The sequence below is a fragment of the Planomicrobium sp. YIM 101495 genome, from assembly GCF_009707665.1.
GTDB lineage: Bacteria > Bacillota > Bacilli > Bacillales_A > Planococcaceae > Planococcus.
The window spans coordinates 439,479-462,802 of sequence record NZ_WLZW01000001.1; the positions used below are offsets into that span (position 1 = coordinate 439,479).

At 48.7% G+C, this 23,324-nt stretch carries 24 protein-coding genes and 1 pseudogene; 12 read left to right on the forward strand and 13 right to left on the reverse strand.

The annotated features are described in order from the left end of the window. Positions 1 to 7 precede the first annotated feature (7 nt). The gene (locus GIW82_RS02240; RefSeq protein WP_154748293.1) at positions 8 to 157 is read left to right on the forward strand and encodes a hypothetical protein; all 150 of its coding nucleotides are present in this window, start codon (positions 8 to 10) and stop codon (positions 155 to 157) included. Between the two features lie 172 nt (positions 158 to 329). After that, positions 330 to 1,061: a DeoR/GlpR family DNA-binding transcription regulator gene (locus GIW82_RS02245; protein ID WP_154748294.1), complete on the forward strand. Its 732-nt coding sequence runs from the start codon at positions 330 to 332 to the stop codon at positions 1,059 to 1,061. A gap of 46 nt (positions 1,062 to 1,107) precedes the next feature. Here GIW82_RS02245 and GIW82_RS02250 read toward each other — a convergent pair whose 3' ends face one another. Beyond that, entirely contained in the window at positions 1,108 to 1,290 is a 183-nt protein-coding gene (locus GIW82_RS02250; protein WP_154748295.1) for a hypothetical protein, read from the reverse strand. A 117-nt stretch (positions 1,291 to 1,407) separates the two neighbouring features. Between GIW82_RS02250 and nhaC the strand changes: the two genes are divergently transcribed. The 8 genes from nhaC to GIW82_RS02290 all read left to right on the forward strand — a co-directional run bounded on the left by nhaC (position 1,408) and on the right by GIW82_RS02290 (position 8,847). Continuing rightward, positions 1,408 to 2,802, forward strand: coding sequence for a Na+/H+ antiporter NhaC (gene nhaC / locus GIW82_RS02255; protein WP_154748296.1), 1,395 nt, complete (start codon positions 1,408 to 1,410; stop codon positions 2,800 to 2,802). A 108-nt stretch (positions 2,803 to 2,910) separates the two neighbouring features. Then, complete coding sequence (locus GIW82_RS02260; protein ID WP_154748297.1) at positions 2,911 to 3,360, forward strand: SRPBCC family protein; 450 nt, start codon at positions 2,911 to 2,913, stop codon at positions 3,358 to 3,360. 53 nt (positions 3,361 to 3,413) lie between these two features. After that, positions 3,414 to 5,411: an ABC1 kinase family protein gene (locus GIW82_RS02265; RefSeq protein WP_154749557.1), complete on the forward strand. Its 1,998-nt coding sequence runs from the start codon at positions 3,414 to 3,416 to the stop codon at positions 5,409 to 5,411. Positions 5,412 to 5,426: 15 nt separating this feature from the next. Continuing rightward, positions 5,427 to 6,029, forward strand: a complete 603-nt coding sequence (locus tag GIW82_RS02270) for a 3'-5' exonuclease (RefSeq protein ID WP_154748298.1) — start codon at positions 5,427 to 5,429, stop codon at positions 6,027 to 6,029. A 131-nt stretch (positions 6,030 to 6,160) separates the two neighbouring features. After that, entirely contained in the window at positions 6,161 to 6,460 is a 300-nt protein-coding gene (locus tag GIW82_RS02275) for an ArsR/SmtB family transcription factor (RefSeq protein WP_370455965.1), read from the forward strand. After that, positions 6,454 to 7,743: an arsenic transporter gene (locus GIW82_RS02280; protein WP_154748299.1), complete on the forward strand. Its 1,290-nt coding sequence runs from the start codon at positions 6,454 to 6,456 to the stop codon at positions 7,741 to 7,743. Before GIW82_RS02275 ends, GIW82_RS02280 begins: the two co-directional genes overlap by 7 nt. Before the next feature lie 15 nt (positions 7,744 to 7,758). After that, positions 7,759 to 8,178 (forward strand): arsenate reductase (thioredoxin), encoded by a 420-nt coding sequence (arsC, locus tag GIW82_RS02285; protein ID WP_154748300.1) that lies wholly within the window; start codon positions 7,759 to 7,761, stop codon positions 8,176 to 8,178. A gap of 279 nt (positions 8,179 to 8,457) precedes the next feature. Further along, entirely contained in the window at positions 8,458 to 8,847 is a 390-nt protein-coding gene (locus GIW82_RS02290) for a hypothetical protein (RefSeq protein ID WP_154748301.1), read from the forward strand. Positions 8,848 to 8,867: 20 nt separating this feature from the next. Here the strand turns inward: GIW82_RS02290 and GIW82_RS02295 are convergent, their stop codons facing one another. The 8 genes and pseudogenes from GIW82_RS02295 to GIW82_RS02330 form a co-directional block, all read right to left on the reverse strand. Beyond that, the gene (locus tag GIW82_RS02295; protein WP_154748302.1) at positions 8,868 to 10,472 is read right to left on the reverse strand and encodes a pyruvate oxidase; all 1,605 of its coding nucleotides are present in this window, start codon (positions 10,470 to 10,472) and stop codon (positions 8,868 to 8,870) included. A gap of 137 nt (positions 10,473 to 10,609) precedes the next feature. Next, positions 10,610 to 11,071: an immunoglobulin-like domain-containing protein gene (locus GIW82_RS02300; protein WP_195913925.1), complete on the reverse strand. Its 462-nt coding sequence runs from the start codon at positions 11,069 to 11,071 to the stop codon at positions 10,610 to 10,612. A 19-nt stretch (positions 11,072 to 11,090) separates the two neighbouring features. After that, a pseudogene (locus GIW82_RS02305) lies at positions 11,091 to 11,225 on the reverse strand (AMP-binding enzyme); the annotation flags it as partial. A gap of 136 nt (positions 11,226 to 11,361) precedes the next feature. Further along, positions 11,362 to 11,907 (reverse strand): AAA family ATPase, encoded by a 546-nt coding sequence (locus tag GIW82_RS02310; protein WP_154748304.1) that lies wholly within the window; start codon positions 11,905 to 11,907, stop codon positions 11,362 to 11,364. 110 nt (positions 11,908 to 12,017) lie between these two features. Beyond that, on the reverse strand, positions 12,018 to 12,659 hold the full coding sequence (locus GIW82_RS02315; RefSeq protein ID WP_154748305.1) for an FMN-dependent NADH-azoreductase: 642 nt from the start codon (positions 12,657 to 12,659) through the stop codon (positions 12,018 to 12,020). A 185-nt stretch (positions 12,660 to 12,844) separates the two neighbouring features. Next, on the reverse strand, positions 12,845 to 15,277 hold the full coding sequence (gene parC, locus GIW82_RS02320) for a DNA topoisomerase IV subunit A (RefSeq protein WP_154748306.1): 2,433 nt from the start codon (positions 15,275 to 15,277) through the stop codon (positions 12,845 to 12,847). After that, positions 15,274 to 17,247 carry a DNA topoisomerase IV subunit B gene (gene parE / locus GIW82_RS02325; protein ID WP_154748307.1) on the reverse strand — a complete coding sequence of 658 codons (1,974 nt, stop codon included), beginning with the start codon at positions 17,245 to 17,247 and terminating at the stop codon, positions 15,274 to 15,276. The genes parC and parE overlap by 4 nt, the downstream gene beginning before the upstream one ends. Before the next feature lie 119 nt (positions 17,248 to 17,366). Then, positions 17,367 to 17,783 (reverse strand): CoA-binding protein, encoded by a 417-nt coding sequence (locus GIW82_RS02330; RefSeq protein ID WP_154748308.1) that lies wholly within the window; start codon positions 17,781 to 17,783, stop codon positions 17,367 to 17,369. A gap of 123 nt (positions 17,784 to 17,906) precedes the next feature. On the opposite strand from GIW82_RS02330, the gene plsY reads away from it, so the two are divergent. Both plsY and GIW82_RS02340 read left to right on the forward strand, forming a co-directional pair. After that, positions 17,907 to 18,497, forward strand: a complete 591-nt coding sequence (plsY, locus tag GIW82_RS02335; protein ID WP_154748309.1) for a glycerol-3-phosphate 1-O-acyltransferase PlsY — start codon at positions 17,907 to 17,909, stop codon at positions 18,495 to 18,497. 22 nt (positions 18,498 to 18,519) lie between these two features. Next, on the forward strand, positions 18,520 to 18,807 hold the full coding sequence (locus tag GIW82_RS02340) for a HesB/YadR/YfhF family protein (protein WP_370455966.1): 288 nt from the start codon (positions 18,520 to 18,522) through the stop codon (positions 18,805 to 18,807). A gap of 54 nt (positions 18,808 to 18,861) precedes the next feature. On the opposite strand, the gene GIW82_RS02345 is transcribed toward GIW82_RS02340, so the two are convergent. The 4 genes from GIW82_RS02345 to GIW82_RS02360 form a co-directional block, all read right to left on the reverse strand. Next, on the reverse strand, positions 18,862 to 19,170 hold the full coding sequence (locus GIW82_RS02345) for a hypothetical protein (protein WP_154748310.1): 309 nt from the start codon (positions 19,168 to 19,170) through the stop codon (positions 18,862 to 18,864). After that, positions 19,154 to 19,594: an acyl-CoA thioesterase gene (locus GIW82_RS02350; RefSeq protein WP_154748311.1), complete on the reverse strand. Its 441-nt coding sequence runs from the start codon at positions 19,592 to 19,594 to the stop codon at positions 19,154 to 19,156. The genes GIW82_RS02345 and GIW82_RS02350 overlap by 17 nt, the downstream gene beginning before the upstream one ends. Before the next feature lie 254 nt (positions 19,595 to 19,848). Next, positions 19,849 to 22,563 carry an aconitate hydratase AcnA gene (gene acnA / locus GIW82_RS02355; protein ID WP_154748312.1) on the reverse strand — a complete coding sequence of 905 codons (2,715 nt, stop codon included), beginning with the start codon at positions 22,561 to 22,563 and terminating at the stop codon, positions 19,849 to 19,851. A gap of 122 nt (positions 22,564 to 22,685) precedes the next feature. Beyond that, on the reverse strand, positions 22,686 to 23,195 hold the full coding sequence (locus GIW82_RS02360) for a DinB family protein (RefSeq protein WP_154748313.1): 510 nt from the start codon (positions 23,193 to 23,195) through the stop codon (positions 22,686 to 22,688). Between the last annotated feature and the right edge of the window lie 129 nt (positions 23,196 to 23,324).

Consider the following 23,324-nt stretch of genomic DNA (forward strand, 5'->3'; position numbering starts at 1 on the left):
CAAGACAATGGCAAAGAATGAACACGAGACGAGTAAGAAACATCCCTTCACTGGTACACCTGAGGAACAGCTGCCTGATCTCGAAGGGGAGCGTGTACAAAGCGAACATACAGATGAACTGAAAGACACCGATAAGCATGAAGTGGATGAGGATTAACCAATCAATCACTTAAGCCAATAAAGAACGGGCTGGCATGAAATACGTGCCGGCTTTTCTCATTGCACGAAAAATCATATGAACGTTTTTGGATGAATTGAAAGTGGTTGTTTTTGAATGAGTCGTCCGTTAAAATGAAAGGAGATGAGCATGGACGAAAGGAGAGACTGAAATGCTGACGGAGGAAAGACGCCGATTCATTCTTGAAAAATTGAATGAAAAAGGATCAATCGATATACACCAAATCATGAAGGAGACCGCCACATCGGAATCGACTGTCCGGCGCGACCTGTCCGTATTGGAAAAACAGGATCAATTAAAGCGGGTATTCGGTGGAGCTGTTTTGCCAGGACAATTGGCGACAACAAAAACGGAAGTGAAAGTGGAGGAGCAAGAAGATCGTGTTGCCAAAGCTTTGATCCAGGCTATCCCGGATGGCAGCCGCCTGTTTCTGGACGGACGCGCGCCAGCCAAAGGACTACTTCCATTACTCGGGCAAAAGAACGTACTCATCGTGACGAACAGCATTTTCTATGCAGCAGAACTAAGCCGTTTGAACGTCGATGTCTTCATCCCTGGTGGTGTAATTGACCGAGATGGCATTTTATCCGGGCAAGAGACAGCCGCCTATATTCGTCTCTTCGATTTTGACGTCAGCGTCGTCGCAGCCGATGGATTGACGACGCGTGGTGCGCTCGGGGTTAATCATCCGGGCCGCGCCAATCTCGCGCAACTAGTCGCTGAGCGGTCACAGGAAGTAATGGTCTTGTTTAATCAGAAAGCATCCAAGCAAAAAGCGTTCATGGAAATGCAGGGGCTTGAACGTGCACACGTCGTGACGTACCTGGACGAAGAAAGCGTCCGAGCATGCATTTCACCAATATACCGAGTGATGCATATCTAAAAAGGTCAAGGAACGGGACAATTCCCGTTTCCTTGACCTTTTTTCATTAATCGTTTTTTTCTGTGTCTTTGTTGAATTTCCAGAAATACAATGCAAATGCAGCCATGAAAAATGTCGAGTTAAACCAGAACACCAAATCATTCAATGCACTGTCAAGAAGCAGGAAGTTGACCATTGTCAATAAGTGCATGACTGAGAGGATAAGTAAAAGTAACGTGGATAATTTCAAAAGATTCTTCCTTTCTTTCTGTTAGTCCACCTCCATTGTAGCAGAAATTCAACGAAACGCGTTTATCCTCCTATGGACAAGGAGATATTGATAAGAAATGGTTAATGGAGGGATTCGATGAAACAAAAGGAACCGACCTTTACATACGCACTTTTGGCTTTCCTCTTTATCTTCGCTTTTCTTGTGACCGGCATCCTCGTCATCGGAGCAAGTCTTCAGCTAATGATGTTCCTCGGCTGGCTTCTTGTGATCCCCATCGCGATGAAGATCGGCTTCACATACCAGGAGGTGGAAGGATTCGCCTTTGACATGATCAGAGGCGTTCTCGGTGTCATTATGATCCTGCTCGCTGTCGGAGCATTGATCGGTACGTGGGCTGCGGCCGGAACGATTTCCACGATGACTTCGATTGGACTTGATCTCATTTCCCCTCAATTCTTTCTCGTCGTCGCGCTTCTTCTTTGTTCGGCCGTCTCGCTCGCCACGGGCACTTCCTGGGGCACATTGGGATCTGTCGGCATCGCGTTGATCGGTGTGGCCGCCGCGTTTGAAATCAACCTTGCGATCGCCGCCGGGGCAATCGTCTGTGGATCGGTATTCGGGGACAAATTGTCACCATTCTCTGATAGTACGAATATGGCTGCAGCGGTGTCGCGTGTCGATTTGATGGATCACGTCAAGCACATGCTCTGGACGACAGTGCCGGCGCTGACGGGTACTGCCATTATCTTTCTCGCCATCGGCCTTTATCAAGAAGCAGGCTCGTCACTCGCAGCAGTCGGGCAGATCAATGAAATCAAGGAAGGGGTCGGTGCAGAACTGGCACTTGGATGGGTGACACTGCTGCCGATGGTTGTCATCTTTGTCTTGCTGATGCTCCAGAAGCCGGCGTTTCCTTCCATTTTTCTCGGAGCGGCCGCAGGTTTCCTCATCTCGATGTTTTACCAAGGACACAGCCTGGAGCAAGCGCTTGGGTTCATGGTCAGCGGCTACGTCTCCACTACAGGCATCGAAATCGTCGATACGCTTCTCAGTGACGGCGGCATCAACTCGATGCTCGAAACGGTTGCACTGTTCATCTTCACACTTGGTCTCGGTGGCATCTTAAGTGGGTCAGGCATTTTACCAACTGTATTGGAACCACTTTTCGCAAAGTTGAATTCCGTCAAGAAGCTGATCAATGCGACACTCGGTATTACGTTCATCAATTGCATGATCGGGGCATCCGCAACTTTTGCCTATGCGGTAACTGGACCTGCCATGAGCCCGATCTATAACCGGCTGAACCTCGACCGGGTCAATCTTTCGCGAACGATGGAAGACGCTGGAGCGGTGTCTGGGGTCATCATCCCGTGGCACATCACGGCGGTATTTGCCGCATCGGTACTAGGGGTCAGCCAGTTTGAATTCATCCCGTTCCTGTTCCTGAGTTTCCTATCTCCGCTCGTCGCATCAATTTACGCATGGACTGGCTTTGCAATCAAAGAAGCACGGCCTGAAGACGTCGGATAAACGTATGATCAAGCAGTCCGTTACCGGGCTGTTTTTGTTGTTCGTCATCGTTCTTGTTCCACAACCAACTATGGTACGATAAAGGCACTACGAGTGGAGGGATTGGTCATGGTCAAATGGCGGCAGGAACGGACAATCAACGAGCCGATCGACAAGGTGTGGCAGTTGTTTTCGGACAAGGAAATCAAGCGTCTGTTCCCGAAAGTGGAGGAGCACCAATTGCTTGAAGGAGAAGACGATTCGGTCGGTGCTAAACATGCACAGAGCTACACTGAGGGGAAGCAGCTCCAACACTATATGATTGAAACAACGGTTTTTGATGATACACCAGAGCGGAAAGTGCGGGAAACGCAATTCACGATGAGTCAGTTGTTCGAAGTGACATACCGGTACATAGTGGAGAGAGTCAACAACACGACGACACGCTTTATTTATGAAGGGTGTCAAAAAGGGGTCAATTTGACAGCAAAAACGATGCTGCTGACAGGCAGTAAAGCTCGGCGGCAAGAAACGATCAACGCATTCATGCACCGCGTCGAAGTAGAAGCAAGGAAGTAACGCATCAACAGGATAGATGGCATTTGCGCGAGGGGATGAGGAAAATGGTCATAATGGATCTCATCAAAGTGCTGGTAGTCGCAGCAACTATCGGGATCTTCATTTATTTTGTCAGCGGCCGCCTGATCGGGCCGAAAATCAATTTCAAGAAACGTATTCTTTCCGTATCGCTCGGCGTGACCTTAACGACATTCGTTTATTGGTACTCATACTTACGCGATTTCGGAGCGGATATCAACCAGTTGGCAACAAGTGCAGCTGACGGCAGCTTGATTCTTTGGATCGGCTCGATGTTATTGATTACGATGCTCCTGTATTTATTCTTCGAGCTGTTCGATCCGGTGGAGATCAGTGATTCTCGTTCATTGACCGGGATCCGAAATCCGTTGAAACGGCTCCAAAAACAATGGCGGTTGCAGAAGCGGCTCCGGCAAATTCTGCAGATTGCGGTACGGAACGGTGTTTCGACGGGATTGAAATATGCGAGAAGACGCGAGAACGACCGTGACCTCGCCATCGGTTTCCGGAAGACGCTAGAGGAAGCAGGAGGTGTCTTCATTAAGTTCGGCCAAGTATTATCGACGCGTACGGAGCTGTTCTCACCAGTCTTCATCGAAGAATTAGCATCGCTCCAGCAAAACGTGCCACCGCTTGCACCGGAAGACGTGAAGAAGATTCTCGAAAAGCGCTTGCCGCTGCCAAAAGACGAGATTTTCTCGCATTTCGATTTGACGCCGCTTGCTGCTGGTTCCATCGGTCAAGTGCACAAAGCGGTCTTGGTCGATAAGAGCCAAGACGTTGTCGTCAAGCTTCTGTACCCGCACGTCCGGGAATATATGCGGGATGACCTTGGCATGCTTGTGGAATTCGCGGACTGGATGTCTGAGAAGTCAACATGGGCTGAACATATTGGATTCCGGGAGCTGGCAAGAGGATTCGCCGCAGGATTCCAGGAAGAAGTCGATTTCCGCATCGAAGCGCGTAATACGAAACAAGTCGCCAATGCGTTAAGTGAAAGTGAATTCGATGTAAGAATCCCGACCGTTTATGAGCAGTATAGCGGGGAGGGCCTACTCGTACTCGAGTATGTCGTCGGAAAGAGCATTGCAAAAGGCGGCTGTGTATTTGAACAGCACGGAGTAGACCCGAATGGATTCGCAAGAAACGTTCTTTTCTCATTTTTCGAACAGATGATGTTCTCCGGCATTTTCCATGCCGATCCGCATCCAGGCAATATTTTCATCGACGAAAAAGACGGCAAGCCGATCCTGCTTGATTTCGGAGCGGTGGGGAGGCTCGCAGATTCACAGCAGCATGCACTCAATTTGTTCATTATCGGTGTGCAGCAAAACGATCCCAGCGTCTTGTACGATGCGGTGATGGGGTTAGTGGAAGACAAAGGGGAAGTGGATCGCCACCGTTTTGAGCAATCGATCGGGCAGATTTTACTGCGCATCTCGTATGTCGACCGCATCCCGACGAAAGAGCTTGTCCACGATATGTTCGATGTTGTGCAGGAATTCGGCTTATCGTTTTATCCATCTGTCGGGATGGCACTGCGTTCACTTATCACACTTGATTTGACGCTTCGGTTCATCGACCGGGACTTCGATATGTTCTCAGAAGCAAAAGTGTTCGCGAAGAAATACAAAACGGCTATTTTGAAAAAGCCATTCACGGAACCATTAGCAACGAAAACGAAAATCGAAGAAGAGTTGGCACTCTTGATACCGGAAGCGCTGCGTCTTCCGAAACGGATCGATCAATTGATCCAACGCGTGGAGAGCGGCAAGATCATCTTGCATCACGACATCTTCTCGGATAAGAAGAACTCGAGCTTTGTATTGCAGCTCTTCTCACGACTTGTGCTGTTGCTGACTGGGATTACGTTCGGCGTCATTTCAGTGGCGCTGCTCGCGATTTCGTTGTTCTTGAATACAGCGTATGCGATTTACTTGAACACAGCGGCGTATGCCGGACTGTTCCTGTGTGTCGTCCTATTGGTCAGGTTATCGATCCAGGCCATCCGGGACGTCAAACGAAATTCTTAAGAGAGGTGGAATTCGATGAATAGACGAGATCCACGTTGGATATTAGAAGAAAAGATGCGCCAGACGCGTGCACCAGGTGCAAAATCTCCAAAAGTGAAGAAATACCGCTCGAGCCTTGCGAAAGTAACGGATTATGTGGTCCTTGATTTTGAGACGACCGGCCTCCGTGCAGGAAGTGATAAGATCATCCAGATCGGAGCAGTCAAATACATCGGGCACAAACAGCAAGAAACACTTTACACGTTCGTCAATCCGGAGCGGCCGATTTCGGCGACGATCACACGGATTACAGGAATTACGGACCGGGATGTCCGGGACGCTCCCGTCATTGAGGAAATTGCACCAGCACTTGTCCGGTTCATCGGGAACTTGCCGATCATCGCGCATAATGCACCGTTCGATATGGGATTCCTGTATGCGCTTGATGCCATTATGCCTATTCCGGAATACACAGTCATCGATACGGTCAGAGTCGCGCGGCAAGCCATCAAAGAAACACCGAACCACAAACTGACGACGTTGTCCGCCTACTTGCAGCTGGAACACGACGCCCACGATGCACTCGGCGATTGCCTTGTGACAGCGGCACTTTACCAATACTGCATTAAACGGATATAAGGATATCATTAGAACCCTTTTAGCAGAACGCTTGCTGAAAGGTTTTTTTATTATATAACCATTTACTTATTTACAAAGCGAAATCTGTGTTTTACAATGAAGCGTATGTAAAAAAGGTAGGAGAGGACGACGTGGATTTGGATTTATTGGAACAACAGTTAAAGGCACTGGCCGACCAGAACCGGCTAAAGCTGCTCGCTTGCTTGAAAAGCGGGGAACTGTGCGTCTGTGATTTCGTCAGCGTTTTGAATATTTCACAGCCTGCAGTCAGTCAGCAGTTGAAAAAATTGAAAGAAGCACAATTGGTGGCGGAGCGGAAAGTTGGTACGTGGAAGCATTACCGGCTAGCTGAAGAAATCCCTGGGTTCGCACAACAAGTCATCAATGATTTACCAGACATGGAACTGCTGATGAGTAAGAGCTCATGCTGATCCTGGCAGGGGCGATTTTCATCGCGACGCTCGTATTCGTCATTTGGCAGCCTAGAGGGTTGAATATTGGATGGTCTGCGTGTACCGGAGCGGTTGTTGCATTACTCGTCGGCGTCGTCGATTTCACGGATGTGCTGGAAGTGATCGACATTACGTGGAATGCGACGATCACCTTCATTGCAATCATCATCATTTCACTCGTACTTGATGAAATCGGCTTGTTTGAGTGGGCAGCGCTTCATATGGCTCGTATTTCGCGCGGGAGCGGCGTTCGGATGTTCGTCTTGATCAGTTTGCTCGGAGCGGTTGTGGCGGCGTTATTCGCCAATGACGGGGCTGCATTGATCTTGACGCCGATTGTTCTCGCAATGGTGCGTCATTTGAATTTTAAAGAACACATGATTTTTCCGTTCATCATGGCAAGTGGCTTCATCGCGGATACGACGTCGTTGCCGTTCGTTATTTCGAACCTTGTAAACATCGTATCGGCGGACTTTTTCGGGATTGGCTTTGCTGAGTACGCCATCCGGATGTTTTTACCTAATATCTTCTCATTAATTGCGACAATTGTTGTATTACTGCTGTATTTCCGGAAGGCGATTCCGCGTACATATGATTTGGCGCTCCTGAGCGAGCCACATACAGCAATTAAAGACTTACGGCTGTTTCATTTGTCGTGGTATGTGCTGGCAGTGCTCTTGATTGGGTATTTTTCAAGCGAATGGACGCAAATTCCAGTGTCAATCATCGCTGGAGCGGTCGCCGTATTCTTTTTAGGGATGGCGAGAAGAAGTTCTGCCGTCAATACTGCTGCAGTCATGAAAGGAGCACCGTGGAACATCGTCTTTTTCTCGATCGGCATGTATGTCGTCGTATACGGTGTCGGAAATGCTGGGTTTACTGCTGCACTGGCAGGCGTCATCCAGTACGTAGCCGGCCAAGGACTGTTCACTGCGACGGTTTCCATGGGCTTTATCGCAGCATTCCTGTCGTCGGTCATGAATAACTTGCCGACGGTCATGATCAACGCGCTGGCGATTGCTGAGACGAATTCGACCGGAATCGTCCGTGAAGCACTCGTTTACGCGAATATCATCGGTTCGGACCTCGGACCGAAAATCACGCCGATCGGTTCGCTTGCAACGCTCGTCTGGCTGCATGTTTTAAGTCAAAAAGGCGTGAGAATCTCGTGGGGAACGTATTTTAAGGTGGGGATTGTGCTGACCATCCCGATTTTACTATTCACGTTGATCGGACTATACGTATCACTGCTTATCATTTAATGAGGAGGAAGCAAAATGGCGAAGAAATTGCTCTACTTTTTATGTACAGGCAACTCGTGCCGCAGTCAGATTGCAGAAGCGTTCGGAAAGCTTCATTTAAGTGATGAATGGGACGTGAAGAGTGCTGGCATCGAAGCACATGGGCTGAATCCGCGAGCTGTCGAGACGATGGCAAGCATTGGAATCGACATGACGGATCAGACATCGGATATCATTGACCAAGAGACGCTCGAGCGTGCAGATTTCATCGTGACGCTGTGCGCGGATGCTGATTCGAATTGTCCTGTCACACCGAGACATGTGCGCCGTGAACATTGGGGCTTCGACGATCCAGCGAAAGCGACAGGGACGGAGGAAGTGATCCGTGCGGAGTTCGAACGCGTACGGGATGAGATTGGAGCACGAATCGTACGTTTTAAAGAAACAGGAAACTAACGGATTATAGTATGGTTGACGGATGGGAGAAGGAGCTTGAAAAAGAGCTCTTCTTTCATTTTTGATTTTAAGTTTACATAATATAAATTATCGGAAGTAATGTTTCATTCATAAAGTATACTCTTGATAGTGAGACGTAACGAAGAAAATCGGTTTTTGAAACCAATTTCCAGCATTTACGTACAGTTAGTTAGCAACGCATTCTTTGATCTGTTTTTTAAGCGTTTAATGAATCATTGCTGCACAACGCTTCACCAAATTTTTTTAGGAGTTGACTTCATGAATCAAACTTTCATAAACGGTCTGCATTCTGTTATCCGTTTGCTGCTGACGCTTGGACTTGTGTTCTTCCTGTTCAACACAGCATTCGATGAGCGCTTCATGTCATTCTGGAATTTGCTTGCTGTTCTTGCCTTTCTATTCTTCATAAGCGCTTTTATTGAAATCAAATTCACTCCTACGACTGATTTCTGGCTACGCTTGCCTGTCCGGTTCATTGCATTATTTGTTGTCTGGCTGACGAATCTTTTCCTTCTTCTGACAGTCAATCGTGAAACAATTATGACCACATTGTTTATCATCTTGACGTTCAACCTTTTGAAAATATGCTATGAATGGTACAAAGCACGGAAAAGTAGAGATTCGCTACAAGAACAGCCCCTCGAATGAATGAGGAGCTGTTCTTTATTTTATAATGTTTCGGGAGAGATATCTTCTACATAGGCATCGATGACAACTGGCTTTTTACTGTTTTTCGCTTGCTGCAACGCCGCTCCGAGTTGTTCCTGCGTCTCGACCGTGTAGCCTTCCCCTCCACAAGCTCTTGCAAATGCAGCAAAATCGATGTTCGCCAATTCGATTCCAGTAGGCTCGTTGCCGATTTCGGCTTGTTCATGCTCAATCAATTGAATCTTTTGGTTGTTCATCACGACAATGGTCATCGGCAAATCATATTTGACCGCTGTGACAAAGTCTTGCATGCCCATCGAGAAGCCGCCGTCTCCAATGATCGCCACGACTTGCCGCTCCGGAAACGCAATTTTTGCCGCGATAGCACCTGGCAAACCGCATCCCATTGTCGCGAGCCACGAAGACACCACCATTTTTTGTCCGGACAAGACGAGGTAGCGCGCTGACCAGAGTGTTACACTGCCGACATCGAGTGATACGATCGCCTCTTTCTCCAAAATCCGCTGAATCTCCGTCAGCATATGCTGTGGCTGCATGTCATCCGTTTGCTTGTTTCGTTCCTTATCGAGATGCTTATGCCAGTCTGCACGCATTTTCAAACACGTTTCCAGAAAATCGCTATTCCGTTCACCTATCCGCTCCGTCAAGGACACCAAGGCTGTCCCTGCATCACTCGTGATCCCCACATCTGCCGGATAATACTTGCCGAGTACGAGTGGATCGATGTCAATTTGAATTGCCGGGGCGTTTTCAGGTAAATAATCACGATACGGATAAGCAGTCCCTGCTAATAGGAGCAGATCGGCCTCTTTCATCGCTTTCTTTGCCGGTTCCGTCCCAAGTTGTCCGAGATGACCAAGATTTTGCGGATGATCATCGGGAATCATGCCTTTGGAAGGAAATGATGAAATGAACGGTGCTTTCAACTTCTCGACGAATGCCAGGAACTCCGGAACCGCTCCGTGGACACCTTTTCCTGCAAGCACAATCGTTTTTTGCGAAGAAGAGATCAACTCCATTGCTTTCTTCAGTTCTTCTTCCGGAGCGTAAATGCGTGGTGCTGTGTAGACCGGAGAACTCTTCCGCATTTCCCGTTTCACTTTCTCCTTGAACAAATCATCTGAAACGATTAAGACGGCAGGTCCTTTTCTTGCATATGCAGTCTTGATTGCTTGATGGAGCATATCCGGCAATTGCTCAGCCGTTTGCACGCGGCGATTGAACACGGCGACTTCCTCGAACATTGATTCCAGCTTCACTTCCTGGAATGTATCTGTGCCGACTTCTTCGCTGCTCACTTGTCCGACGATCGCAAGTACCGGGACTTTATCCATTTTGGCATCGTACAGTCCATTTTGCAGATGTATGGCGCCTGGTCCTGTAATCGCCATACAGACACCGATGTGACCTGTCAGCTTGGCGTATGCAGCTGCTGCGAGTGCTCCTGTCTCTTCATGCCTTACTTGGATGAACCGGATGGCATCTTCTTTTCTCAGCTCTTCCATGAAATGATTGATCGAATCCCCAGGCATTCCATACAAATGATCGACATTCCACTGTTTCAATCCCTTCACGACATAGCTTCCTGCAGTTTTCTCGAACATCCTACCAGCTCCCTTTCACTTCCCATTCCCTTCTCCCTCTATCCCATAAACACATCGTTTTCATTAGAAAAATGCCAATTCCCCCGAGACGAAAACACCTGTTCGCTTATTAAGACTGAACAGGTGTTTCAACTGGGTTATTCGGTTATGTCGAACGGCACAGCGAGTGATACCTCATAAAATGGCTGTTCCTGACTCAAAAACGTCTTTACGAGCCGGTAATGCCCCGGAGGTAACTCCACTTTCAATCCTTCTAAGGCGAAGTTTTGACGAATATCGGCACCCGCTTCAAGCAATAAGCCGAAATCCGTCAGTTCTGGGTTGTCCAAAAACACTGAATCCGAATGCACAATCGTGTACCAATCTCCGTCTTTGTTCACTTCGATGTAGTAATACTGACCATGTTCGTAATCGCTCTCACTGTCGTTCGTGATGATCGTCTCAACGACTGCGGGCGTTTCAGTGAATTCATTCTCTACAAGTTCGAGCGATAGTCCGGAACTGCTCGCATGCAAGTCTTGCATCGGTGATGGATGATCGAGTGTCTTCAGCTGATTCACCGGCGAGCAGGCAGCGAGCAGGAGAAGCAATGTGAGCATGAGCAGTCTCTTCATCACATCAGTTTCCTTTTTTCCAGCCGCTCCAGTACATTTCGCGCAAGCGGAACTTCTGCAGCTTCCCTGTCGCAGTCTTCGGTAGCTCTTCTACGAATTCCACTGACTTCGGTGCTTTGAAGTGCGCCATGTTGTCGCGTATGTGTGCCAGCATTAATGGTGTCAATGGCACGAACATGAACAAAACCCCTTTCGTTAAGCACAACGTGAATATCGTTCAAGTATATTTTATGCCTCCGAGTACTGTCAAACGAATTGAGGGAATTAACTGAATATTATTGACTTGTCAGATGGACGGCATGTGTTTTCTCGATGATGTACTGAACAACCTCTTCTGTCGTCAGCCGTTCCGTATCGATGGTCTCATCGAAACCGCCACGCGCGTATGCATCGACACATTTATCCGTCTGCTGGAACACCCAGTTGCCTTCCTCTTCCCCGCGCATCCGCAAGCGGTCGTGGATGGTCTCTTTACTCGCAATCAAGCAAAAATGAAACGTCTTCTCTCCCGTCGCTTCGAAGCCGCCGCGTATTTCCGCCAAATAGTCAGGACGGCGTATCGTCATTGGCACGATCAAGTGCTTGCCGAATTCTTTTAAAAAGTGTTCAGCCAGTTTGACTGTCCACTCACGCCACATCGACAAGTCTTGAAAATCCTCTGAGCCGGCTTTTTCTTCCCGCATCTGCTCTGGCACCATCTTCATCAGCATGAAGCCGATTTCTTCCGGATCAAACAGCATGCTGTTTGGAATCTCCTCAACTAACCTGTTTGCCGCACTGGTCTTTCCGGCACCGAATGCCCCGTTCACCATGATGATCATCTTTCATTCCTCCAGTAGCTCCATTGTCTCTCTTATTGTAGCCGAATTACTCGTTCATTTCATAAGAAAAAGAGGAGTGCACGGGGCACTCCTCTTCCTGTAAGCCGTTCTTATGCGTTTTGCAAAGCAAGTGTGTCTGCTACACGTTCTACGCGCTCAAGACCTTCTGCGATGATTTCCTGCGCTTTGGCAGGCATTGCATTGTGTCCTTCGATGATTACTTCGCTGATGATCTCCATCCCGAAGACGCCTCCGAGCACATTGCGCATGTAGTTGATCGACATGTCCATCCCAGCCATCTCCGGTGTTGAGTAGATGCCGCCACGTGAGTTCAAAAGAACCGCTTTCTTGTCTGTCATCAATTGGATCATATTGCCTTCTGCGTCGTATTTGAACGCAAAGCCAGCAGCATAGACGTAATCGATGAACGTCTGCAATTTCGCAGGGATCGTCAAGTTCCAAAGTGGGAATGCGAAGACCACTGTATCTGCTGCAGTCAATGCATCCATTGCTTTTTGTTTTGCTGCTAGAAGACGTGATTCGATATCCGTCAATTCTTCGCCGCTCTGCAGTTTCCCGAATGCGTTGAACAAGTCTTGGCCAAGGTATGGCATATCTTCTTCGAACACATCATATACGGACACATTCAAATCTTCGCGTCCTTTAATCGACTCCATGAACGTTTCGAACATTTTGCTTGAAACTCCTTCGGAAGCCGGGCGGTTATTCGCTTTCACTACTAATACATTCATTCCAAAAACCTCGCTTTAAAAATATTTTAAAATAACAGCAGTTCTTATCATAAGTGATTGCGACTGATATATCACGTATTTTGCTCAGAAACCGAGATGTTTTAATTCTTTCTAACAATCGAACATCCAGAGACTTCGACATATGAAAAAACCCACCTCACAAATCGTGGGATGGGTTACAATCATTATTCGGTTTTCTCGAATGGCACTAAATAGACTTCGTGCACTTGGCCATCCGTCATTTCATCGAGAATGTACGAGCCATTCGAATAACGGTCGACCGGCTTCAGCTTCGCAGCTGGAACCGTCACTTCTATTCCTTTCACCGTCCGTACGAGTAAGGAATCGTGTTTCGCAGCAGCGTTAACGGACATGACGCGGTGTGGATTGGACTTCAATTCCTTCAGTATGACGACGCCACGTTTCGCGCGTCCGCCGGTTTCGAATTCCGTTAAGCGCATCTTCTTGGCCGCTCCGCGGTGCGTCACGAGCAGTAAGTCTTTCGGTTCCTGTGGATCGAGCAGGACGGCGGATACTGCCGCGTCGCCATCTTTCAGTTTGACGCCTTTGACACCGGCCGTTTTCAGTCCCGTGACCGGAACTTCTTCCAAGTCGAAACGGACACCGTACGCGCCGTGTGTCGCAATGAATAGCTCAGTTTCTGACGTTGCAAAGCCAGCGAAGATCATTTCGTCACCTTTTTTCAAGTTCATCGTCTTGATTGGTTTAGAGTAACGCTGCACTTCATAGTCTTTCAGCAACGAGCGTTTCACTTGGCCGTCTTTCGATGCCGTGACGATGTGGGCTTCCAGGCTGAAGTCTTCGACCGGGTAAGCTGCGAGTATGGCCTCTTCACTGTCGAGTGGGACGATGCCGGACAAGTGCTGTCCGAGATCTTTCCAGCGGATATCCGGCAGTTCGTTGATCGGCTGGTAAATGAAATTGCCACCGGTCGTAAAGATCAAAAGTGTGTGTTGTGTATTGAGCGTCTCTGCAAACAACAGATGATCCGAGTCCTTCATCGCGAAATCCGCTCCATTCGAAGCCGCATGGGAGCGGAGGCTCGTACGTTTGACGTAGCCTTCCTTCGTCACTGTCACGACGACGTCTTCACTCGGAATCATCACCTCACGGGTAATCGTAATTTCCTGGATTTTCTCTTCAATTATAGAGCGGCGCGGTTCGCTGAATGCTTTCCGGACGCCGTTCAGTTCTTTCTTCAGCAAGCTTTTCAGTTTTGCCGGCTTCGTTAAGATCGCCGTCAATTCTTCGATCAGTTTCTTCAGTTCTTCCTCTTCCTTGCGCAATTCGGTGATATCTGTATTGGTCAAGCGGTAAAGCTGGAGGGAAACGATCGCTTCGGCTTGGATTTCGGTGAAGCTGAAGGAGTCGATCAAGTTGTTTTTGGCGTCGCGTTTGTCTTTCGAGGCACGGATGGTCTTGATTACCTGATCGAGAATCGAGAGTGCTTTGATAAGTCCTTCGACGATGTGCATCCGGTCATTCGCCTTTTGCAGGTCGAATTCGGAACGTTTCGTGATGATCTCTTTTTGGTGATCGATGTAGGCGTCAAGCATCATCGGCAAGCTCATAAGCACCGGACGCTTTTTGTAGATCGCGACCATGTTGAAGTTGTAGTTCACTTGCAGGTCAGTGTTTTTGTATAAGTAGTTCAAAATGCCGACCGCTTGGACATCCTTCTTCAGCTCGATGACGATGCGGAGCCCTGTACGGTCCGATTCATCACGTGCTTCCGAGATGCCTTCAAGCTTCCGGTCAAAGCGAAGGTCGTCGATTTTCTTGATCAACGACGATTTGTTCACTTCATACGGAATTTCCGTAATGACAATCTGTTCTTTGCCGCCTTTCAGCGGCTCGATGTCCGCTTTTGCACGGACGACGATTTTGCCTTTTCCGGTCTCGTACGCTTTCCGGATGCCGTCGACGCCTTGGATGATGCCGCCTGTCGGGAAATCCGGTCCTTGGATGACTTCCATCAATTCGGCGACCGCTGCGTCGGGGTTATCGATGCGCATCAGGACAGCATCGAGCACTTCGTGGAGTGCATGCGGCGGGATGTCCGTCGCATACCCTGCCGAAATCCCGGTCGAGCCGTTGACGAGCAAGTTCGGGAACCGTGCCGGCAAAACGGTCGGTTCCATATCTGTATCGTCAAAGTTCGTAACGAATTCGACGGTGCGTTTATCAATGTCACGGAGCAGTTCTGATGAAATCGCGGAAAGGCGTGCTTCCGTATAACGCATCGCAGCAGCCGAGTCTCCGTCCATTGAACCGTTATTCCCATGCATTTCAATGAGCATGTGGCGGTTTTTCCAGTCCTGGCTCATCCGGACCATGGCGTCATAAACGGATGTGTCACCGTGCGGGTGGTAGTTGCCGATAACGTTCCCGACCGTTTTGGCCGATTTCCGGAATGCTTTGTCGTTCGTATTGCCTTCTTTGAACATGGCATACAAAATTCGGCGCTGGACAGGCTTCAAGCCATCGCGCGCATCCGGCAAGGCACGTTCTTGGATGATGTATTTACTGTACCGGCCAAACCGATCGCCGATGACTTCTTCGAGTGGCAGATCTTGAAAGCGCTCGGTTTGTGTCATACGATCTCCTCCTCTGTGTGGATCAAATCATTCTCTAAGATGCTGTTGTCGTCATCTTCCATGCCGAAGTTGACGTTGCTTTCAATCCATTTTCTACGCGGTTCGACTTTGTCGCCCATCAGCGTCGTGATACCGCGTTCGGCGCGTGCGCTGTCTTCCAGTGTCACACGGATCAATGTGCGGCTTTCCGGGTTCATGGTCGTGTCCCACAGCTGGTCTGCATTCATCTCCCCAAGTCCTTTGTAGCGTTGGATCATGTAGCCTTTGCCGATTTTCTTGATGGCTTTTTCCAAATCGGTTTCGGTCCATGCGTATTCGAGCACTTCCTTTTTGCCTACACCTTTCGACACTTTATAGAGCGGTGGCAAGGCAATGAACACTTTGCCCGCTTCGATCAATGGTTTCATGTAACGGTAGAAGAACGTCAAGAGCAACACTTGGATGTGCGCGCCGTCCGTATCCGCATCCGTCATGATGACGATTTTGTTGTAGGCGATGTCTTCGACCGAGAAATCTGCTGCGACGCCGCCACCGATTGCGTGGATGATCGTGGAGATTTCCTCGTTTTTAATGATGTCTTCGAGTTTCGCTTTTTCCGTGTTGACGACTTTCCCGCGGAGCGGCAAGATCGCCTGGAATGTCCGGTCACGCCCTTGTTTGGCGGACCCTCCGGCAGAATCGCCCTCCACCAAATACAGTTCGTTCTTTTTGGCATTGCGTGATTGGGCCGGTGTCAGCTTGCCAGACAATAAGACGTCCGATTTCTTGCGTTTTTTGCCGTTCCTTGCATCTTCACGCGCTTTCCGTGCAGCAAGGCGTGCCTGTGATGCACGAATCGCTTTCCGGACGAGAGACGCGCTCAGTTCTGCGTTCTCCTCGAGGAAATACATCAACTTCTCGGAAACGACCGTCTCGACGATGCCGCGTGCAACACTTGTGCCGAGCTTGCTCTTCGTTTGCCCTTCGAACTGCAACAGCGCTTCCGGAATCCGGACGGAAATGATGGCCGCCAGCCCTTCACGGATGTCTGAGCCTTCCAGGTTCTTGTCTTTGTCTTTCAACAAGTTGATCTTCCGTGCATATTCGTTGAAGACGCGCGTCATGGCAGACTTCGCCCCTGTTTCGTGCGTTCCGCCGTCACGTGTCCGGACGTTGTTGACGAATGACAGGATCGTCTCTGAGTAGCCGTCGTTGAACTGGAACGAAAATTCCACTTCCAACTCGTCTTGTTTGCCTTCGATGTAGGCGACTTTATGGAGCACTTCTTTGTCTTCATTCAAGTATGCGACGAATGCTTCGATGCCGGTTTCGTAAAAGAATGTCTCGGAATCACCTGTACGTTCATCTTTCAGGACGATTTTTAAGCCCTTCAGCAAAAATGCCGATTCGCGCAAACGCTCAGACAGCGTCTCATAGTTGAATTTCGTTACTGAAAAGATCGTCGTATCTGGCAGGAAGTGGATCGCCGTCCCTGTTTCCTTCGTCTTGCCGATCGCTTCGAGCGTAGTTGCCGGTTTGCCCCCGCCTTCAAAACGTTGGCGGTATTTCTTGCCGTCCCGGTGAATCGTCACTTCGAGTACAGATGACAAGGCATTCACGACAGACGCCCCGACGCCGTGCAGTCCGCCACTCGACTTATAGCCGCCCTGGCCGAACTTCCCACCGGCATGCAGGACCGTCAAAATGACTTCCGGTGTCGGCTTGCCGCTCGCGTGCATTCCTGTCGGCATCCCACGGCCAAAGTCCCGCACCGTGATGCTGTTGTCTTCATGGATGGTCACATTGATTTCGCTTCCGTATCCAGCGAGTGCTTCATCCACCGAGTTGTCGACGATCTCATAGACCAAGTGGTGCAAGCCGCGTGCATCCGTCGACCCGATGTACATCCCCGGGCGCTTGCGCACTGCGTCCAACCCTTCGAGTACTTGGATCGCTTCTTCGTTATATGTCATCTTATTTGTTTTGACCATGTTGTCCCCTCCAACAAAACGTACGTTCGTGTTCTTTCCTCTTCCTAGCGTATATGAAAGCGCTACGGTCTGTCAAACACCATAGAAAAAGAGCGCCATGCGCTCTTTTCAACAGCCGGTTATTTTAAAATGGCATGTTCTACTTTGATGCATCTGTCCATGATAACGGTATAGCCGGCGTTTGCCAATTCTTCGAATACCTGCTCGTCGACCACATTCAATTGACTCCAGAACACGGGCGCATCGATCTGCAGGAATTCTTCAGACAGCCCTTTCAGGTGTTCACTGCGCCGGAAGATGTTGACGATGTCGACTTTCTCCGGTACATCTTTCAATGAAGGGTAACTCTTCTCACCCAGCACTTCGTCAGCTGCCGGATTCACCGGAATGATCCGGTAGCCTGCACGCTGCATCGCTTCCGATACCATATAAGATGTCCGGCTCGGGTTCGGGCTGAGACCGACTACTGCGATCGTTTTCGCAGCATCCAGAATTTCTTTGATTTCTTCTCTTGGTGGATTGTTAATCAAAGTCATCGCTCCTTTTCCTTTTATCATACATGATTTGACGGAATTATTGAATGCTTGGCTTCTATTGTTCTTCAAAGAGACCACGTGGTAAACTGAATTTATCACAAGTATTTGTAAAAGGAGTTTACCATGGAAAATGCAGTTGTGCTTTTATTAGCTTATTTGCTCGGTTCGATTCCGTCCGCCCTTTGGATCGGAAAATGGTTTTACGGTACGGATATCCGTACGAAAGGGAGCGGGAACCTCGGCGCTACCAATACCTTCCGTGTACTGGGGAAGAAAGCGGGATTCATCGTCACCATCATGGATATCCTGAAAGGGACGGCAGCGACGCTCCTGCCGCTTGTCATCGCGACAGACATCCACCCGCTCATCCTCGGTGTCCTTGCGGTCGTCGGGCATATGTTCCCGGTCTTCGCGAAATTCAAAGGCGGAAAAGCCGTTGCGACATCGGGCGGTTTGTTGCTCGGCTACCAGTGGCCACTATTTTTCCTTGCCGTGGCAGTACTGCTGATTACGCTGAAACTGACGAAGATGGTTTCTCTTTCTTCCATCATCCTTGCGGTTGTCGCAGTCATCTACACATTGATCTATGCACTAAATACAGGGGACTATCCATTCTTGGTCGTTATCTTGATCTTAGCAAGCTTCATCATCTACCGCCACCGCGCGAATATCGGCCGGATCCGTGCAGGCACTGAGCCGAAAATTAAGTGGTGAACAGTTGAAAGGACGTGTTGATGTGAAAATTCAAATCACAGAAGAAGCATTTAAATGGTTTCATGAAGAGATGGACGTCGAAGAGAACGAATCGGTCCGCTTTTTCGTCCGTTACGGAGGCTCAGGCGGTTTGCAGCCAGGCTTTTCACTTGGTGTGACGATCGATGAACCACACGAAGCGGCAGTTTCCGTCGAACAGGCCGGCGTCACGTACTTCATTGAAAAAACCGATCTCTGGTATTTCGATGATCACGATCTGATCGTTTCAATCCAAAGTGAATCCGAGGAATTATCCTATCAATATGAATGACAGGGAAAGGAGACATTTCGGCACCTAACACGGGGGCCGGAGTGTCTCCTCTTTTCATTCAGTCCATGGTAAAAAACGGTGAAGCTGATCCGTCTGCCCCTCTGCCTTCAAAACCCGCTCCTGGTGCTCCCCAAACAAATCGAAGTGCGGGTATTCACCGCGCAAATCCATCCATTCGGCCTTCAGCCCGTATTTCTTCCCCCACTCAGCGAGCCGATCCAAGTCGCTGCATCCGACCTTTGTGACTGTATCACAGCCCGGAAAACGAGGGTCTTTCCAGTAATGGGTAAAAAAGACGATGTCACCTGCAGTGACTCCTTGTTTCCAGCGCTGCAATTCCTCCCGCTTAACGCCGAACGCCATCAGCTTCACTTCTTTTCACTTGCTTGTATTTGGCATCCCATGCCGGATCTACTTTTACGAGCGATACCGGCCGGAAGTTCTCTTTCTTCACGACAACGTGTTCCGATGTCGCTTTTGCGGCGATTGTGCCATCTTCATGGAGAATTTCGTAGCCATATGTCGTGCGCAGTCGGCCATGGTCTTCAATCCATGTCCGGACAATCGCCTTTTGGCCGTAGCGGAGGGCTGCCTTGTACTGGATCGACACGTCCGTGACAGGCGACAAGTAGCCGTCCGCTTCCATGCCAGCGTATGTAAAGCCGAGATCTTGGATCAATTGCGTCCGCCCGATTTCTAGCCAAATGATGTAGTTCGCATGATAGACGACACCCATCTGGTCGGTTTCAGCATAACGGATTTCGATTTCCTTTTCACTAATAAACATTTTATGTTCACCTCAACAGTAAGTATACAGAAATCTGCGTGGAATTCTAAAGGAAAAGACTATTTTACTAGGTGTTTTGTTGATTCTTTTCTGTAGGAGATAAATATTTTTCCAATAAAAGGATTTAACGTCCAATTTGCGAAAGATACTGTCCGATTCCGGCACTTTATTGTCCGATGCATATTCATTCAAACATTCCCTGAATTCAGCCATAAGAAAAAAGCTGCCCGGGGGCAGCTTTTCATCTTCTGATCTTATGCTTCCAAAAGCTTGTTGCGAAGAACCATTTGCAGGATACCACCGTGACGGTAGTAGTCAACTTCGACTTCAGAGTCGAAACGAGCCAATGCTTGGAACTCAGTGACTTTACCGTCTTCAGCAACAGCTGTAACAGTCAAGACGTCACGTGGTTTCACATCATCCGTCAAGTTGACTGCGATTGTTTCGTGTCCAGTCAAGCCGAGAGATTCAGCGTTTTCTCCGTTTACGAATTGAAGCGGAAGAACACCCATCATCACAAGGTTCGAACGGTGGATACGCTCGTAGCTTTCCGCGATAACTGTCTTGACGCCAAGAAGGAATGTTCCTTTCGCAGCCCAGTCACGGGAAGAGCCCATGCCGTAGTCTTTACCAGCAAGTACAACAAGACCAGTGCCTTGTTCTTGATACTTCATACATGCATCATAGATCGGCATGATTTCGCCAGTTGGCCAGTAAGTCGTGAACCCACCAGTCGTACCTGGAGCCACTTGGTTACGGATGCGGATGTTCGCGAACGTACCGCGCATCATGACCTCGTGGTTCCCACGGCGTGAACCGTATGAGTTGAAGTTACGTGGCTCGACGCCGTTTTCACGCAAGTATTTCCCTGCGGGTGTATCTTTACCGATCGCACCTGCTGGAGAAATGTGGTCTGTCGTGATCGAATCCGCAAACTTCGCCATTACACGCAAGCCAGCAAGCGTCTGGATCGGTTGCGGTTCTTTCGAAAGACCTTCGAAGAACGGCGGGTTTTGGATGTAAGTCGATTTGTCGTCGAAGTCATATAGTGAATCGTCGTTTGTTTCAATTGCGTTCCAAGCTTCGTTCTCGTGGAATACGCGCTCGTACTCTTTGCGGAACAAGTCAGGAGTAACAGTTGATTTGACGATTTCTTTGATTTCTTCAGTTGATGGCCAGATATCCTTGAAGAATACTGCGTTGCCATCTTTGTCAGTGCCGATTGGATCCACTTCGAAGTCGATGTCCACAGTACCAGCAAGTGCGTAAGCAACAACCAGCATCGGAGACGCCAAGTAGTTCGCTTTCACGAGTGGGTGGATACGGCCTTCAAAGTTACGGTTCCCGGAAAGGACAGATGAAACGAGCATGTCGTTGTCAAGGATTGCTTCTTCGATTTCTGGAAGCAATGGGCCAGAGTTCCCGATACATGTCGTACAGCCGTAGCCGACAAGGTTGAAGCCGATTTGGTTCATGTAGTCAAGAAGACCGGCATCTTGAAGGTAACCAGTAACAACTTTCGAACCTGGTGCAAGTGATGTTTTGACGTATGCTGGTGGAGTCAAGCCTTTTTCGACAGCTTTCTTCGCAACCAGACCTGCGCCTAGCATTACGTACGGGTTAGAAGTGTTTGTACAAGATGTGATGGCAGCGATTGCCAAAGCACCTGTTTTCATTTCTACTGATTTGCCATCTTTGAAGTTGACAGTTGCAGTTTTATTGATTTCTTCGTTGCTTAGCGCGAAACCGTGCGGGCCTTCTTCGCCAGTGATCGCTTTGTTGAATTCCGTTTTCATTTGGGAAAGTGGAATCAAGTCCTGCGGGCGTTTTGGTCCAGCTAGGTTCGGTTCGATTGCTGAAAGGTCAAGTTCCACTACGTCAGTGTAGATTGGATCTTCGTTTTCAACAGTGAAGAACATATCGTTTGCTTGCAAGTAAGCTTTTGTAACAGCGATATGGTCTGCATCACGTGCAGTCAAACGCATGTAGTCAAGCGCTTCTTCGTCTACTGGGAAGAAACCGCAAGTTGCGCCGTATTCCGGTGCCATGTTGGCAATCGTTGCACGGTCTGCAAGAGGCAATTTCGTAACGCCAGGGCCGAAGAACTCGACAAATTTGCCGACAACGCCTTTTTTGCGAAGTGTTTCAGTAACTTTCAAAGCCAAGTCCGTCGCAGTTGCGCCGTTTGGCAATTCGCCAGTCATTTTCACACCGATGACTTCAGGGATCGGGAAGTAAGATGGCTGGCCAAGCATGCCAGCTTCCGCTTCGATTCCGCCGACGCCCCATCCAAGGACACCGATTCCGTTGATCATTGTCGTGTGCGAGTCCGTACCGACCAATGTATCAGGGAATGCTTCGAATGTACCGTCTTCGTTTTCGACTGCATGAACAACATTCGCCAAATACTCCAAGTTTACTTGGTGGACGATACCAGTTGCAGGTGGAACAGCGCGGTAGTTGTCGTATGCTTTTTGAGCCCAGGATAGGAACTGATAACGCTCAGCGTTCCGTTCGAATTCAAGCTCCATGTTGATGCGTAGTGCATCGGAAGTTCCGTAGTTGTCAACTTGTACCGAGTGGTCAATGACAAGGTCTACTGGAATTTCAGGGTTGATCTTGTTCGGATCTCCACCCATTTCAGCCATAGCTGAACGAAGCGCTGCAAGGTCGACGACAACAGGAACACCTGTGAAGTCTTGCAAGATGACGCGTGAAGGCTTGAACGGCACTTCCGCTTCTTTGTCCGGACCTTCCGTCCATTTTGCCAATTGTTCTACGTGGTTGTCTTTGATGACATATCCGTCGTGCTGGCGCAATACGGACTCCAATAATACTTTTACTGAGTATGGCAGGCGCGATACATTCGCGACTCCCGCTTCTTCCAATGCAGCAAGACGGTAAAAGTTATACGTTTTTCCGCCTAGCTCAAAGGAAGTACGGCTATTATGCAAACTGCTCTTTGACATAATGAGTTCCTCCTTTAAATCATATAAAAAAGCGATTAAGCCCGCTTTTCTCCTCTTCCATCATACCGAAAGCATGAAGATAAGTAAATTACATTAAAATTATTGTTTCTCATAAGTTTTTCTTATGACTTAATTGTTTTTGCATCAATTTTGTTTAAGGTCTCCCGCAACTGCGCTAAATGTCGCTTTTCGTGCAGCCCGACGAATGGGAACCACTGACTGAGCGGTAGCCGGCTAAACACCGGATGCGGCAATGATTTTTCCTCCAACAGATGTTTCGGCGCGGTGTCGTACACTTCATATAGTTTGTTGTGCGACAGATTAAGCTTCTCCTTCATCTCTTCCAGCGAAACAAATTCTCCAGTCGGCACGACGAACTTCGGTGCTTCGACTTTCACGGCCCGGCTGATGGTCACTTGAATCGGCTTTTTTACTGCTTTGATGTTTTTTTCCTTCTCCAATTCTTTCTCGACGTTCGTCGCAATGACCCATTCCATCTTCTGCATATGATCGAGCACTTGCATCGCGGACCAGCTGCCATCATCGGGCTTCGTGTTCAAGCGTTCATCATCCAGCCCTTCGACCGCCTTCAAAACGTCGTATCGGATTTTCGCGTTCTCATCTTTGAACATTCTTACACCTCCCCATCTTCTCTCATTAGTGAAATCATACCCTTAATCATCATTTCAAAGCTATATTTCTCTCTTTTCTTGTCGGTATTTTTTGTTATTGGGATAGAATCCATATGTAATTATATATTC